Annotated in this window: 15 protein-coding genes; 2 read left to right on the forward strand and 13 right to left on the reverse strand. The window is 41.2% G+C overall.

All coding sequences use genetic code 11. The features are described 5' to 3' along the window. Positions 1 to 16: 16 nt before the first annotated feature. The 5 genes from ACXYSN_RS04275 to ACXYSN_RS04295 form a co-directional block, all read right to left on the reverse strand. Complete coding sequence (locus ACXYSN_RS04275) at positions 17 to 526, reverse strand: N-acetyltransferase family protein (RefSeq protein WP_458636276.1); 510 nt, start codon at positions 524 to 526, stop codon at positions 17 to 19. Next, a complete protein-coding gene (gene pheS, locus ACXYSN_RS04280) occupies positions 526 to 1,572 on the reverse strand; it encodes a phenylalanine--tRNA ligase subunit alpha (RefSeq protein WP_006150230.1) in 1,047 nt (348 codons plus the stop codon). The genes ACXYSN_RS04275 and pheS overlap by 1 nt, the downstream gene beginning before the upstream one ends. Positions 1,573 to 1,849: 277 nt before the next feature. Then, positions 1,850 to 2,566: an LD-carboxypeptidase LdcB/DacB gene (ldcB, locus tag ACXYSN_RS04285; protein ID WP_303943459.1), complete on the reverse strand. Its 717-nt coding sequence runs from the start codon at positions 2,564 to 2,566 to the stop codon at positions 1,850 to 1,852. 11 nt (positions 2,567 to 2,577) lie between these two features. Further along, positions 2,578 to 3,039, reverse strand: a complete 462-nt coding sequence (locus tag ACXYSN_RS04290) for an HIT family protein (protein WP_458636277.1) — start codon at positions 3,037 to 3,039, stop codon at positions 2,578 to 2,580. A 1-nt stretch (position 3,040) separates the two neighbouring features. Then, complete coding sequence (locus tag ACXYSN_RS04295) at positions 3,041 to 4,078, reverse strand: M42 family metallopeptidase (protein ID WP_458636278.1); 1,038 nt, start codon at positions 4,076 to 4,078, stop codon at positions 3,041 to 3,043. Between the two features lie 133 nt (positions 4,079 to 4,211). On the opposite strand from ACXYSN_RS04295, the gene ACXYSN_RS04300 reads away from it, so the two are divergent. Further along, entirely contained in the window at positions 4,212 to 4,751 is a 540-nt protein-coding gene (locus ACXYSN_RS04300) for a DUF1307 domain-containing protein (protein WP_235083865.1), read from the forward strand. Positions 4,752 to 4,791: 40 nt separating this feature from the next. On the opposite strand, the gene brnQ is transcribed toward ACXYSN_RS04300, so the two are convergent. From brnQ to ACXYSN_RS04325, 5 genes are all read right to left on the reverse strand, one after another. Further along, positions 4,792 to 6,117: a branched-chain amino acid transport system II carrier protein gene (gene brnQ / locus ACXYSN_RS04305; protein ID WP_458636279.1), complete on the reverse strand. Its 1,326-nt coding sequence runs from the start codon at positions 6,115 to 6,117 to the stop codon at positions 4,792 to 4,794. Between the two features lie 162 nt (positions 6,118 to 6,279). Then, complete coding sequence (locus tag ACXYSN_RS04310) at positions 6,280 to 6,561, reverse strand: rhodanese-like domain-containing protein (RefSeq protein WP_458636280.1); 282 nt, start codon at positions 6,559 to 6,561, stop codon at positions 6,280 to 6,282. Then, positions 6,558 to 7,148: a uracil-DNA glycosylase family protein gene (locus tag ACXYSN_RS04315; RefSeq protein WP_254726407.1), complete on the reverse strand. Its 591-nt coding sequence runs from the start codon at positions 7,146 to 7,148 to the stop codon at positions 6,558 to 6,560. The genes ACXYSN_RS04310 and ACXYSN_RS04315 overlap by 4 nt, the downstream gene beginning before the upstream one ends. A gap of 52 nt (positions 7,149 to 7,200) precedes the next feature. Next, positions 7,201 to 8,607, reverse strand: coding sequence for a dipeptidase PepV (gene pepV / locus ACXYSN_RS04320; RefSeq protein WP_458636281.1), 1,407 nt, complete (start codon positions 8,605 to 8,607; stop codon positions 7,201 to 7,203). Between the two features lie 9 nt (positions 8,608 to 8,616). Then, complete coding sequence (locus ACXYSN_RS04325) at positions 8,617 to 9,222, reverse strand: nitroreductase family protein (RefSeq protein WP_458636282.1); 606 nt, start codon at positions 9,220 to 9,222, stop codon at positions 8,617 to 8,619. A gap of 230 nt (positions 9,223 to 9,452) precedes the next feature. Between ACXYSN_RS04325 and ACXYSN_RS04330 the strand changes: the two genes are divergently transcribed. Further along, the gene (locus tag ACXYSN_RS04330) at positions 9,453 to 10,262 is read left to right on the forward strand and encodes an amino acid ABC transporter substrate-binding protein (RefSeq protein ID WP_458636283.1); all 810 of its coding nucleotides are present in this window, start codon (positions 9,453 to 9,455) and stop codon (positions 10,260 to 10,262) included. Positions 10,263 to 10,325: 63 nt separating this feature from the next. On the opposite strand, the gene ACXYSN_RS04335 is transcribed toward ACXYSN_RS04330, so the two are convergent. The 3 genes from ACXYSN_RS04335 to ACXYSN_RS04345 form a co-directional block, all read right to left on the reverse strand. Further along, positions 10,326 to 11,159 carry a metallophosphoesterase family protein gene (locus ACXYSN_RS04335; protein WP_458636284.1) on the reverse strand — a complete coding sequence of 278 codons (834 nt, stop codon included), beginning with the start codon at positions 11,157 to 11,159 and terminating at the stop codon, positions 10,326 to 10,328. Between the two features lie 102 nt (positions 11,160 to 11,261). Beyond that, positions 11,262 to 12,158: a TDT family transporter gene (locus ACXYSN_RS04340; protein WP_458636285.1), complete on the reverse strand. Its 897-nt coding sequence runs from the start codon at positions 12,156 to 12,158 to the stop codon at positions 11,262 to 11,264. Positions 12,159 to 12,356: 198 nt separating this feature from the next. Then, positions 12,357 to 14,693: an endonuclease MutS2 gene (locus tag ACXYSN_RS04345; RefSeq protein ID WP_458636286.1), complete on the reverse strand. Its 2,337-nt coding sequence runs from the start codon at positions 14,691 to 14,693 to the stop codon at positions 12,357 to 12,359. Positions 14,694 to 14,738 lie beyond the last annotated feature (45 nt).

Here is a 14,738-nt window from a genome sequence, read left to right on the forward strand (position 1 = left end):
TAGAAGAATTATCTTCTTACCTTAATTTCTTTTTCAGTAACCAATCCGTATCTACCTTTTGCCCAACCATAAAACTATGTTGGCTAAATTTTTCAAAACCATATCGATTATAAAATGCTTGAGCTTTTGTATTATGCTCCCAAACACCTAGCCAAGCCCAGGAAAAACCATTGTTTTCGGCAAGTTTCAAAGCGAATTCAAATAGTTGCTTACCAAGTCCAAATCCTTGGTATGTTTGTAGCACATAGAGGCGTTGAATTTCAAAGGCGTTCTCTAATTCTCTCTCGGTTTGAGCATTCCCCCAGTTGACTTTGAGAAAACCAGCTATCTCCTCTTCATGCAAAATGAAATAGGTCGCTGATTCAGGATTTTCCAACTCAGCTGACAAAACTCTCAGACTATAAGCCTCTTCAAAGTATTCCTGTAACTGCTCTTCCGTATTATCATGAGCAAATGTTTCACGAAAGGTTTGTTTGGCAATCTGGGACAACACCCCAACATCTGCCTTTTCTACTTTTCTAATCATTATTTAAACTGTTCTGAGAAGCGGACATCCCCTTGGTAGAATCCACGGATATCGTTGATTCCGTAACGAAGCATAGCTACACGCTCTTGACCAAGACCAAAGGCAAAGCCAGAGTATACAGTTGCATCGATACCACTCATCTCAAGGACACGTGGGTGAACCATTCCGGCACCCATAATCTCGATCCAACCTGTTTTCTTACATACGTTACAGCCATCTCCACCACACTTGAAGCATGAGACGTCAACCTCAACAGAAGGCTCTGTAAATGGGAAGTAAGATGGACGCAAACGGATTTGACGCTCTTCACCAAACATTTTTTGGACAATCAACTGAAGCGTTCCTTGTAGGTCAGCCATAGAGATATTTTTTCCTACAACCAAACCTTCGATTTGATGGAATTGGTGACTGTGGGTCGCATCGTCTGTATCACGACGGAATACTCGCCCTGGTGAGATCATCTTCAAAGGACCTTTAGAAAAGTCATGGGCATCCATCGCACGCGCCTGAACTGGAGATGTGTGGGTACGGAGCAAGATTTCTTCTGTGATGTAGAAAGTATCCTGCATATCACGGGCTGGGTGGTCTTTTGGAAGGTTCATACGTTCGAAGTTGTAGTAGTCTTGTTCTACTTCAAATCCATCCACGACTTGGTAACCCATACCGATGAAGATATCTTCGATTTCTTCACTAGTTTGTGTAAGAACGTGACGGTGACCAGTCGCAACTGGACGACCTGGAAGCGTCACATCGATGCTCTCACTTGCTAGTTGAGCTGCAACCTTCTTTTCTTCCAAGAGCTTAGCTGTTTCTTCAAAGGCAGCTGTTAGGACGTCACGAGCCTCATTTACGTGTTTTCCGATAACAGGACGCATTTCTGCAGAAACGTCTTTCATCCCTTTAAGGATTTCAGTCAGTGACCCTTTTTTCCCAAGGACTGAGACACGCAATTCTTGCATCTCTTTTTCATTTTCAGCAGTAATCTGCTTCAAGCTAGCTAGCGTTTCTTCACGAAGCACTTTTAATTGTTCTTCAATAGTTGACATAATTCCTCCATCAGTCGATTATCAGAAAAAAAGAAAACCACATGCCAAAAACTCCACTCGGAGCGTTGACACGCGGTACCATCCGTTTTCATCTGACAAGTCAGACCTTTATTTCTGAATCCCTGCGCAAGTGAATTCACCCAGCTTTCATATAGAGAGCTTTCAGTCACGGCTCTCCTCCCTGATATACTTCCCCTGAGATACTAGTCTTGCAGATTCCTATTTAATTACTAAATATTTTATCAAATTTCAAGCATTCTTGCAAGGTATTTTGCGACTAATCAACATAGTCTCCACCTTCAAAGCCGTAATACTCTTCCAAACTGAGGCCACTTGCAGCAATTTCTTTGGCTTCTTTGCCAACGTAGCGAAGGTGCCATTCTTCAGCCATATAACCAGTTTCTTTTTCCTTACCTTTGAGGTAACGAACGACAAAGCCATAGTCTGCGGCGTGGTCTAAAAGCCATTGAGCAGCCTTTTCTTCTGTCACTAAGTTTCCATTTGTTCCTATTAGGTCAAAGGCAAGCCCAGTTTGGTGTTCACTATAGCCAGGTCTTGCAGAATAGCGGTCAGCCTCAGCCTTGCCATCTTGGTTTACATAATCCTGATACAGTTTAACCTGAGTTTCATAACTTCTAAATCCACTATAGTGGTCGCTAATCGGGAATCCTGCTTGCTGCATTGCTGCAATAAGTTTTAACAGTTCTGCCTTTGCGGTAGGATTTTCTCCAGGATTATAATCTTTGGACATAGGATAATGCTTGTTAGCTACAACAATCTCATCATACTTACCTTGAATACTGTAGTGATCTCCTTTGTCTACTACTTCTGCCTTCTTTTGGCTAGCTTCCTGAGACTTGCTACCAACAGTTCCTTCTTGTACAGTCGATTGCTCTGAAGAAGTTTTTGCGTCAGAAGTCTCTGTTTTTTCTTGTGAACAAGCTGCCAATGTCAAGGCTAATAAGCTTGACAAGACAAGATATCTTTTTTTCATGGTTTATCCTCTCATATGATAACTTTATCCAATTCAACAGATAACAATTGGATTAAGTTTTGTAATTGTTTTGGTTGCACTTGGCAATCTTCTGCTGCCATTTCTTCCCAAGGAACCCACCAGACTGGACCATGCCCATTAAGTCCGTGTCCCTTCATATCACCAGCTCGTCTTGGAAAAATATGCCAGTGAACATGAGCGTCTCCATTTCCCAACAACTCTACATTCATCTTTTCAGCAGAAAAAGCCTTAGAGACAGCTTCCTGAACCAGACTCATTTCCTCTAAAAAGCGGAGTTTGACAGTTGGATGTAGATGATGTAATTCTGTGACATGTTCCTTGGCTAGAAAAAGAGTGTAGCCTTCAAAATACTGGTGGTCTCCGATGACAACATAGCCTGTTTCCAGTTCTTTTACAAAGTAGGGATTTTCCCCTGCCTTAATCAATTCAATTCGATCACAAATCAAGCACATTTTAGTTTACCAAGTCACTCTTAAGATAAGCATCTACCATACGCTCAGTAGCCACTACAGAATCAACATGAGTCCGCTCGTAAGAGTGACTAGACTCAATACCTGCACCAAGAAGAGCGTGCTTGACCTCTGCTCCTGCTGACATAGCTGCAGAAGCATCCGAACCGTAAAATGGATAGATATCTAGTTTAAATGGAATGTCTTGCTCTTTTGCTAGAGCTACCAAGTGTTGGCGGAATTCATAGTGATAAGGACCTGAAGCATCCTTTACACAGATAGAGACTGTGTACTCGTCTGTCTGCTGATCATCTCCCATTGCTCCCATGTCCACAGCTAGATATTCGACAACTTGACTAGGGATACTTGAGTTAGCACCATGCCCCACTTCTTCAAAGACTGAAAAGGCAAAATGAGTAGTAACTGGAAGCTCAATCCCTTCTTCTTTATAGACTTTAAGGAGATTGAGGAGAATAGCTGCACTCACCTTGTCATCCAAATGACGAGACTTGATAAAGCCTGTCTCAGTCACGACAGTTCGTGGGTCAAAGCTGATAAAGTCTCCAACCTCAATACCGAGTGCGCGTGTTTCCTTATCATTGGTTACTTTTTCATCCAAACGTACTTCCATATTGTCCTGAGTACGTTCAGCTGTCCCAGCATCCTTGTAGACATGACAAGAAGTTTGGTGGATCAAAATCGTACCTGAAACTGTTTTTCCTGTACTAGCCACATGGACCATACAGTTTTCGCCTTCAATCATGTTCCAAGGATAGCCACCGATACGGTCCATTTTGAGACGACCGTCTGGCTTAACAGCGCGAACGATAGCTCCCAAGGTATCCACATGGGCAGTCACATAGCGTTGTTGTTCGTCATTTTTACCTTTGATTGTTACGTTGACACCACCTTTAGCAGTTCGGATTGGTTGATAACCTAGTTTTTCAAGCGTCTCAACCAAATAATTCGTAATTTCACGCGTAAAACCTGTTGGCGACGCGATAGCAGTTAGTTCTTTAATATATTCTACAGTTTGATTCATTTCTTCACCTCTTCCTAATATTATATCACTTTTCCCTTTTTAGGTTGAGCAAAAATGAAAAACTTAGATAATTTGATTGCAAAAGTAAGCTGTGATATAATGAAGTTAGTTCTTAATTATGAAAGGAAAAGACATGAACAAATATTTTAAAATGACTCTTTGTGTAGCTTTACCATTAGCTATCTTGTTGGGATGTTCAAAACAATCATCATCTTCATCAACTAGCTCAGCAAAAGGTGAAACTACACAGGTAGACTCTACTAGCCAACAAACTACAGAAAACAAATCTGAAGTAAAAACAGTGACCTTTGTAAATGATACTCATAGTGATCTTAATTCTACTTTAACATACACTGTAGATGGAGATAACGTATTGAAACATTCAGGTCATAACGTCTATGACCCAGAAGCTATCGGTACTACTGCAGAAAAACTCAAAACATCTGTTGAAGAAGCTTATAAAGGTTATGAAGGTCTTAAAGGTGTTACCCATAGCATTGAGATTAAAGACGGAAAAGTCGTTCAACATACTGAAATTGACTTCACAGTTGCAAGTCTTGACGAACTTAAAAAAGCCTTACCAGATGAATACTCTGGTATTGGTGACAGTGTTAGCTTTAGCGCCTCTGAAAAAATGTTAAAAGATCTTGGATATACTGAAAAAACTAACTAAGAGTAATTGAAAAAACCTTGGCATAAGCCAAGGTTTTTTATTATTCCATTTCAAATGCTTCACTCTCTTGTTTATTTGGAAGAACGAGAGAAAGTAAGATCCCAACAATTGCTGGTACTAACCACGGTAGAGAAGAATCCGCGAATGGTAGCGCGTTAACGATATTTGCAAGAAAGTCAATCTTAAATGTAGATCCTAGTACACTGGCAATAGCAATGGCTGTGACAAACCCAACAGTCAACTGCATACCTGGTTTAGATAGGGCGATAAACTTATTAACAATCACAATCATGACAATGGCAATCGTGATTGGATACAAGACAACTAACACTGGTACTGAATACTTGATAATGGCACTCAAACCAAGATTTGCGATAGCAAAACCAATCAAGGTAAAGACAGTCGCATAAACCTTGTAGCTGATTTGTGGGAAGCGGTCGTTGAAGAATTCAGCTGTTGATACAATCAAGCCTACAGTTGTTGTGAAACAAGTCACCGTTACCATGACTGCAAGGAAAAGCTGTGCTGTCGAGCCAAAGATTTCTTGCGTTGCTTGTGACAAGATATAAACTCCTGGAGTTCCTTCGCTCATCACTTCAGCTGGTACTGGGAAATGATTTCCAAGGAAACCTAGGCCAATGTATAAAGCACTAAATCCTAAAGCTACAACGATTCCAACGACCCAAATAGTTGAAATGTATTCTTTCTTACTTGAAAATCCAAGCTGTTTCAAGGTTTGAACAGCGATAACACTAAAGGCAACAGAAGCAAGCGCATCAAGTGTATTATATCCCTCAAGGAAACCTGCACCAAAAGCTGAAGTTTGATAGGCACCTGATGCGGCTTGCGGTGCGTTCCCACCATATTTAAAGGCCCCAAGGATAACCAAAACAACAATCAAAATCGCAAATACTGGAGTCAAGATTCGTCCGATACGATCCAAAATCTTTGAAGGGTTAAGGGCGATTAAATAGGCTGCAACAAAGTAGAGAATGGTAAAGACAATCAAACCTAACCCCTTATCTGCTTCGGCCAGGAGGGGACTAATACCGACCTCAAACGATGTTGTTGCTGTACGTGGAATGGCAAAGAATGGACCAATCGACAAGTACAAAGCTGCAAGATAAATCGTCGCAAACCATGGAGAAATTTTCTTAGAAATCTCATAGATATAACCCTTAGGATTAAGGGTCCCAATAATCAAAGTTAGGACGGCAATCCCAACACCTGAAAATACAAATCCTGCAATGGCAGGAAGGAAGTTTTCTCCAGACTGTGCGCCTAGAGTTGGAGGGAAAATCAAGTTACCTGCTCCAAAAAATATTCCAAACAGAAGTAATCCTGTTAAAGCACCTTTTTTAGCCATAAACTCTCCTTATAAAATTAAAATACTTTCTTAGTATAACATGTTTAAAGGCATGAAAAGGCTATCTCGAAATAATTCTAAAATGTTTTCAATTTTCGGAATTTTAGATCAAAATAATTCCCTTCGAGACCTTTTCTATTTCAGTCTCAAAGGGAGTTTTTCTTATTCTAAGGCATCCATGCCACCTTGGACATTTGTAACCTCATAGCCTTGTTCTGTCAAAAATTGACAAGCGCGTGCTGAACGCATTCCTGATTTACAAATCACGTAATAAAGCTGGTCTTTGTCCAGTTGTTTATAAGTATCAGCCAGTTGACTGAGAGGGAAATTACGAGCACCTTCTAAATGAAGAGCTTCAAATTCCTCTACTTCTCTCATATCCAGCAAAGAAAGTGGGCTATTCTGGTAAAGTTGATAAAAATCGTTAAAAGTAATGTCTTTCATTTTGTTTCTCCAAGAATCTTTTGGATTCTATCTTTCAAATCAGGAACCACTTCTTCTTCAAACCAAGGATTTTTTTTCATCCAGATTTGGTTACGTGGTGACGGATGCACCAGCGGGAAATAATCAGGCAAATAATCCTTAAAGCGATGCACACGATCCGTTACCTTACCACTGACCTTTTCATGCAGATAATATGCTTGAGCATACTGGCCAATCAAGAGGGTTAATTGAATATCTGGCAACTCCTTCAAAAGTTTTGGGTGCCATTTTTCTGCAAAACCTGGACGTGGTGGTAGGTCACCCGATTTACCATGACCTGGAAAGTAGAAATCCATAGGCATGACTGCAAAATAACCTGAGTTATAAAACGTATCTTCATCCACACCTAGCCACTCTCGCAAGCGGTCCCCACTTTTATCCTTCCAGTAAAGTCCTGCTTCTTGAGTTTTGAGTCCAGGAGCTTGCCCAATGATATTGATACGAGCTGTCTTTGGTGCTGCAAAAAGAGGCTCGATGCCTTGCTCAGTATAGCTGGCATTCTGTGGATCAGCCATGATGGCTTGCTTGATTTTTTCGATTTGAGACATCTGTTTCCCTCCAAAAAGAAGTCCAAGCATAAAATCTCAGACTTCTAGATCATTATTTGATCAATTCATAAATAGCTTCAGCGTAGATGGCTGCTGCACGGAAGAGATCATCCAAGGCGATAAATTCATTGGCCTGGTGCATAGTATCGATAGAATCTGGGAACATAGCACCGTAGGCTACACCACGCTCTAATAGACGTCCAAATGTTCCTCCACCGATGACTTGTTCGTGACCTTGAAGACCTGTTTGCTTTTCGTAAACATTCAACAAGGTTTGAACGAGTGGATCTTCCATTGGCACATAGTGAGGAGTGTGTCCATGTTCAGAAAGGCTGACTGAAGCAACTGGCAAGCTTTCAAGAACTGACTTGATTTGCTCTGGGCTTGTTCCTTTTGGATAACGGAAATTGAGGGCAATAGTATTGTCAGCACTTGTTTCATCAAAGCGGAAGACACCCGCATTCATAGAAAGGGCACCCATTTTTTCATCCACATGAGCAACCTTCAAATTCTTGCCTTCGTGGTCATTCAAGAGAATCTTACCAGCAATATCGAGGTAGTCTTTTGCAGGTCCTTCAAAAGCAAATTGGCTGAGGAAGAGAGCGAGATAAGTCGCACCATTGACACCTGAAGCAGGCATAGCACCATGAGCTGATTTACCAATTACAGTCACCTTGTACTGACCGTTTTCTTCTTGGATTTCTCCTCTGAGTTTGTGCTCTGCAACGAAGGCGTCTAGTTTCCCTTGCAAATCAGCTAAGTCACCTGAAACAACTGCTGTTGCTGATTCAGGTACCATGTTTTCACGCAAACCACCTGTGAAGCTATGAAGACGAGCTGCACCAGTATTTTCACCTGCAAAGTGAAGGTATTCTGTGATATTTCCTTTTTCACCATTGATGATAGGGAATTCAGCATCTGGAGAGAAACCAAAGTCTGGTTTTGCAAGTCCTACATGCTCAAAGTAGTAGTCCATATCTGCCCAACCTGACTCTTCGTCAGTTCCGACGATGAAACGAACTTTCTTAGAAGTTGGAAGTCCCAATTCTTTGATGATTTTCAAACCATAGTAACATGCTGTAGTTGGCCCCTTGTCATCAGAAGCACCACGCGCATAAAGACGACCATCTTTGATAGTTGGAGTGTAAGGGTCAGTGTCCCAACCACTACCTGCTGGCACTACGTCCATGTGGGCAAAGATTCCGAGAACTTCTTCTCCTTCACCAAACTCGAAATGTCCGGCATAGTTGTCGACATTTTTTGTTGGGTATCCGTCACGGTCTGCGATTTCAAGGAATTTCTCCAAGGCTTTTACTGGCCCAGGTCCAAATGGATGCTGCGCATCTGCCTTGCTGTTGCTGTCATCACGTTCTGAGTTGATTTCCAAAAGGCTAAACAAGTCAGCCAAGAGGTCTTCTTTGCGTTTTTCTACTTCTGCTGTAAAATCAATAACTGTCATTTTTTCTCCCTATCTCTTCTCGATAATTTCATCTACTGGCAAGCGGTAGCTTGGTTCTAACTTCTCGTCTGTATAACCCACTGTTATCAAAAGTTCTGGACGGAAACGTTCTTCGATTTCCAAGACTTCATTGGCTTTTGATTTGTCAAAACCAAGGATAATGTTTGAACCAATTCCCTGGTCAGTCAGTGCAAGGACCAAGTTCATAGCTACTAGTCCTGCATTAAGAGCCAAGTAGTCACTAACTTGTTGGTCGCTGTAACGTGCGTACTCAGCTGGAAGATTTTTCAAGAAGTACTGAAGTTGCTCTTCTGAGAAATTGTTGGCACCACCAGTACGGGCAATCTTGCGAGCGCGTTTGGCTAAGTCTGTATCTGTAAACAAGGCAATGGTTACAGGTGCAGAGGCTACTTGCTCATAGTTTGAACCATAAGCCAATTTTGCTAGTTCAGCATTTTTCTCACGAACCACGACGAATTTCCAAGGCTGGCTGTTGTGGGCACTTGGTGCCAAAGTAGCGATTTCAATAGCTGTACGAACATCTTTCGGATCGACAGGTTTATCAATAAAATGCTTAGTCGCATGACGTTTTTTATTTAACTCAAGAAATTTCATAAGCAAGTTCCTTTTCTATTTCTACTGCTTCCATTTTACCACATTCTGAAAGAGCTTGCAGAGATTTTTCATTGGCGGAATAAATTATCTTTTCTTATCTGCTTTGAATTTTAGATTATAGACTCAAACTGGAAATTATAATATTTTTCTATCACGTCCATAAAAAATATATATTGGCTATTTGATCGATTGTCTGGTAAGCTAGAAAGCATTAAGTAAAGGAGACTCTTATGAAAAAATTATTCTTATTATTTGCTATTAGTCCCTTGTTGGTTGCCTGTGGACAATCTAAACAAGAAAGTACTTCTACTTCCACTGCTAGTCCTAAAACCATTGTCGTAGCAACTGCCGGAGACATCCCACCTTTTGACTTTGAAAAAGATGGAAACCTGACTGGATATGATGTTGAAGTTTTAAAAGCAGTCGATGAAAAACTAGACCAATACAAGATTGAATTCCAAAAAACAGCCTGGGAAAGTATCTTCCCTGGATTGGATGCTGGCCGTTACCAAGCTGCTGCCAACAACTTGAGCTATACCAAAGAGAGAGCAGATAAATACCTCTACTCACTACCTATCGCTAAAAATCCCTTGGTTCTTGTAAGCAGAAAAGACAAGGCTCTTACTTCTCTTCAAGATATCGCTGGTAAAACAACTCAAGATGATACAGGAACTTCTACTGCCAAAGTCGTTACAGACTGGAATCAAAGCAACTCCGACAATCCTGCAACCATCCAATACTCTGGTGAAGATGTCGCTAAACGTCTGACTGACCTCGCTAACGGTGAATTTGATTTCCTAATCTTTGATAAAATCTCTGTTCAAAAGATTATCCAAGATCGAGGTTTAGACTTGAACGTAGTCGACTTGGAAAGCAACGATAATCCAAACAACTACATTATCTTCTCAAGTGACCAAAAAGAATTTAAAGAGCAATTTGACAAGGTCCTCAAAGAACTCTACCAAGACGGAACCCTTGAAAAACTCAGCAAAACCTATCTCGGTGGTTCTTACCTGCCGGACCAATCTCAATTACAATAAGATATGTTAAAAACGATTGGCTAGTCCAATCGTTTTTTTAGTATTTGTTCGTTAAAGTAACTCTTACAAAAAATCAAAATAGTTTTTGACATCCTCGACATAGCCATATTTTTCATTAAGGCTAGCCAATAAAGCTCTGTTATGGCCTTGGTAATTGTCTTCTCGTCGCAACTCTTCATACATTTCGATAAAAGGAAGGCCTTTTCCCTTGGCTGATTCTAACTCTGCTTCATAATCATAGGCAACTTTACGAAATTGGATATTGACCAATTCACCATTTTCAACTTCAAGTAAGGCATACTGGGCTCGGTGATTTTTTAGCCCTTCCCAGTCAAAATAAGGCATACCAATCGAACCTGGATTGATGATTTGTTGACCTCTACTACCATAACGAAGCAACTGCTTGTGAACATGACCATAGACGGCTACATCAGTAGTTTCATCAAGTAGCTGGTCAAATTTTTCGGTATCATTTTCAACCAGCAAATCACCACCATAATTTTTCTCAGGCAAATTATGAGAAAGAGAAAAGCGCAAGCCATCGACTTCTTTCTTGGCTACCATAGGTAGCTTTCTCAACCAATCAATATACTCTGGCTTTAGGTCCTCCATCAGATACTGAGTCATCCTGAGAAACTGAATTTCTTCGGGATCTTCTAGACCATATTCCCCATCTAAAGCCTCTAAAACACAATCATCCCAGTTTCCTCGAACGGATGTTGTAAGGGGTAGGTCTTTCAAAAGATCCACCAAGTCATTTGCTCCCGGCCCAGGAAGAAAAATATCTCCCAAGAGCCAATATTCAGTTGCTCCCAACTTTTTAGCGTCCTCAAGCACTCCAGCTAAGGCTGTCGTGTTGCCATGAATGTCTGATAAAATTGCAATCTTATGGTTCATTTTACACACTCTCTTTATTAGTATTTATTTATTCTAGCTATCCCTTATACCGTTATAGGTCTGCACCTTTCTTCATCTCACTTCTCCGTGCTAGGGGTTTTGTTATTTTCTTAAATATCTCACATATTCTACTAATACGTAGATGAGGATTGTTAAACAAATGATAGTTTCTATCCAAACGAGGAGGTTGAGGACTGGAAACTGTAGGATTCCCTGAGCCATTTTCAAGGAAGTTGCCGTGATGATGGTTGGGAAAGTTAGAGCTGAAAAGGATGGTTGAAATCCCTGTTTTAGAATTCTCGGCAAGCGACTAAGGACAAAGAAAAAGAAAGTCTGTGATGCAAGAATCATGACCAGTAAAACCCAGCTAGGAAGACCTGGGCCTCCTATCCGAACCAGTGCTGCCAACAGGAGAGAAAATGGAGCACAATAGATTCCTTCTTGACCCATTAAAGCTAGTGGCAATGGATTTCTTTTCAAATCTTGATAAATGAGAGGATACAGGATGAGGGTTAAGATAAAACCAAAAATCCAAGCTCCATAGGCAATACCAACTATCCCCACCACGGGGTAGGTCAAGCTTGCTACTGCTATTCCTACATAAAGAACAGTCCAAGTCGGTGTAGCACTAGCCCTTGGCTTAGTCTGAACGTAATTGATAGTAAAGTAGATAATTAAACCTACATCCAGTAGAAAGGCAAACCACCAAAGAATTTGCGCAGTGATACTCAAGCTCATAGGTAATACTCGCAATAAATAAGTCGATAAAATCATCCCTGCCATGGGAAAGGTCGCCATTCCTGACAAGACGGGTGCTTTCTTCAGTTCTTGCTTGCTTTCTTGCCAATCACTAAGATGACTGTAAAGAAAATAAAACCATAGAATCAAGCCTGACAAACTAAGCAAATGAGAAAGAAATGGGAAGGTATCTAAGATAAGATTTCCTGCACCAGCTAATCCCAATAAGCAACCTGAAAAGGCTAAGGGGAGTTTCTTCATGCTAACCTCCGAAAATAACGTTACTATCAGTATAGCATAATTAAAGCTCAGCTAGACAAGCCTTCATCAATTTTTTTTTGCTATAAAACGATTGTCCCCTTTTAAAATACTCACTAACAATAATGATTAAAATAAATTCATCAAAAGAGTACCTATCACTTGATAGGTACTCTTTTAACATTTCATTCTATAGCTTGGTTAGCCTTTAAAGGTAACGATAGTCGCTCCAGAACCACCTGCATTTTGTGGCGCATAGCCAAAGCTCTTGACTTGCTTGTTTCTTTGGAGGTACTTAGTTACACCTTCACGGATGACTCCTGTACCGATACCATGGATGATGTCTACTTGAGCCATGTTGTTGAGCAGGGCTTGGTCGATAAAGGCATCCAAGGCTTCCATAGCCTCCTCATAGCGTTTGCCACGAAGATCAAGTCTAGCCTGCGGTGCTTTACCAACAGCGCGCTTGACCACGTTGACTTGTTTCTTCTTGACTGGTGCTTCTTGCTGAGCTTGTACCAAGTCAAATTCTTTTTCCTCAAGGGTCATCTTGATCAAGCCAACTTGGGCTTCCCAACGACCATCCTTGAGTTGATTGGTCAAGGTACCTCGTTGACCATATCTTAAAACGATGATATCATCTCCAACTTTTGGAGCTCGTTTTTTCTTAGCCTTTTGAAGGACCTTATTTTTAGAAAGATCAACTTTTTCAGGTGCCAACTTCTTGAGCTTGGCCTTGGCTTCAATAATTTCATGTGGTTTTAGTTGAGATTTGCTGTGAAGGTTTTTAAGAATATCATCACTTTCAGCCAGAGCTAATTCAACAATCTCAGCAGCTTGTTCACGCGCCTTATTAAGTTCTGTTTCCTTCTCACGATTGAGCTCGTTGTAGAGTTTTTTTAGGGCACGGTTCATCTTGAGGTTTTCTTGCTCGACTTGGCGAATATTCTCAAGACGTTTACGGCTTTCAAGTGTCTGCTCTTCCAATTGCTCAATGATGCGATTGACATCATTGTCTTGATTAATCTGCTTGCTGGCATCACCTACGATGACATCTGACAAGCCTAGACGTTTGGCAATTTCAAAGGCATTGCTTCGACCTGGAACTCCCTGCATAAAGCGATAGGTTGGGCGCAGGCTAGCTGTATCAAACTCCATACTAGCATTTTGAACATAGGCCGTTTCAATACCATAGGCTTTAAGTTCAGGATAGTGAGTGGTTGCCATGGTCTTGACCTGACGCAGGCGTAAGTCTTCTAGGATAGACATGGCAAGGGCTGCACCTTCTTGGGGATCTGTTCCTGCTCCAAGCTCATCAAGTAGCAAGAGCGAGTTTTGGTTGACCTTACCCAGAATATCGACGATATTGGTCATATGACTAGAGAAGGTTGAGAGACTTTGCTCAATGGACTGCTCGTCTCCGATATCTGCGAAAATCTCCTCGAAAATCCCTACACGACTACCCTTATCAGCTAAAATTGGCAGTCCAGACTGAGCCATGACTTGCGTCAATCCTAAGGTCTTCAGCATGATGGTCTTACCACCAGTATTAGGACCAGTGATGACGATGGCTGTCAAATCCTTCCCAAAGTGCACATCATTTGCGACAGCATTCTTAACCAAAGGATGGCGAACATGGAGGAGTTGGATTTCCTGTTCCTCAGATACTTGAGGGACCACTGCTCCGGTCTCTTGGATAAAACGCACCTTGGCGCGAATCAAATCCAAACGTCCAATAATCCAGGCATCATTGGCAATTTCAGCCGCATGCGGTCTTACTCGTTCAGAGATTTCTTGAAGGATACGCATCATCTCATAGCGTTCATCTGCACGAAGACTAGCAATTTCCTCACTTAGCTTAACTACTTCACGAGGTTCGATATAAACAGTGTTCCCACTGGCAGAAATATCGTGAACGACCCCAGCAATCTTGTTCCGATAGGTGTTTTTAACTGGAAGAACTTGGCGACCATTTCTACTAGCGACAATCCCTTCTGTCAACATCTGCGCCTTCTGCTTGAGAAGGTCTTGCAAGACATCACGAACTTGGCTCTCACTGTCATGGATTTTACGGCGGATTCGTGCTAATTCTTCACTGGCAAAATTCTCAATAAATCCTGCTTCATTGATGGCTTGAAGGTTACCTTGCAGATGTGGGAAATCATGAAGTTTCTCAAACCAATTTGCTAGGTGATCCAAGCGTACATTTTCAAGATTGTCATAGAAGCTTTTCAATTCACGATTGGCAAATATGACACGTTTGAGAAGGAGAAATTCCTCGATATTAAGGTCAGCACCCATCTCTAAACGTTTGCAGGTTGCGGCAATGTCTTTTGTTGCTGAAATGCTAAAATGAGGATACTCCACAAAAAGCTCCTGCATCTCCTTCATCTCTGCGAAAGCCTGTTTTATCTTGTCACCTTTATCCGTTGGAGCAAGTTCTTTTAACTGCTCTAGTCCCTGCTCGGTCAAAAGATGAGGCTCAAATAAAGCCTTGACCTTGTTAAATTCTAACGTTTCTAGTATTTTTGTATTCATCTTATTTCCTTAGTAAAAAAGTTATGGCTTTTTTTCATTTTCAAG

This window comes from Streptococcus sp. V869 (assembly GCF_054353515.1).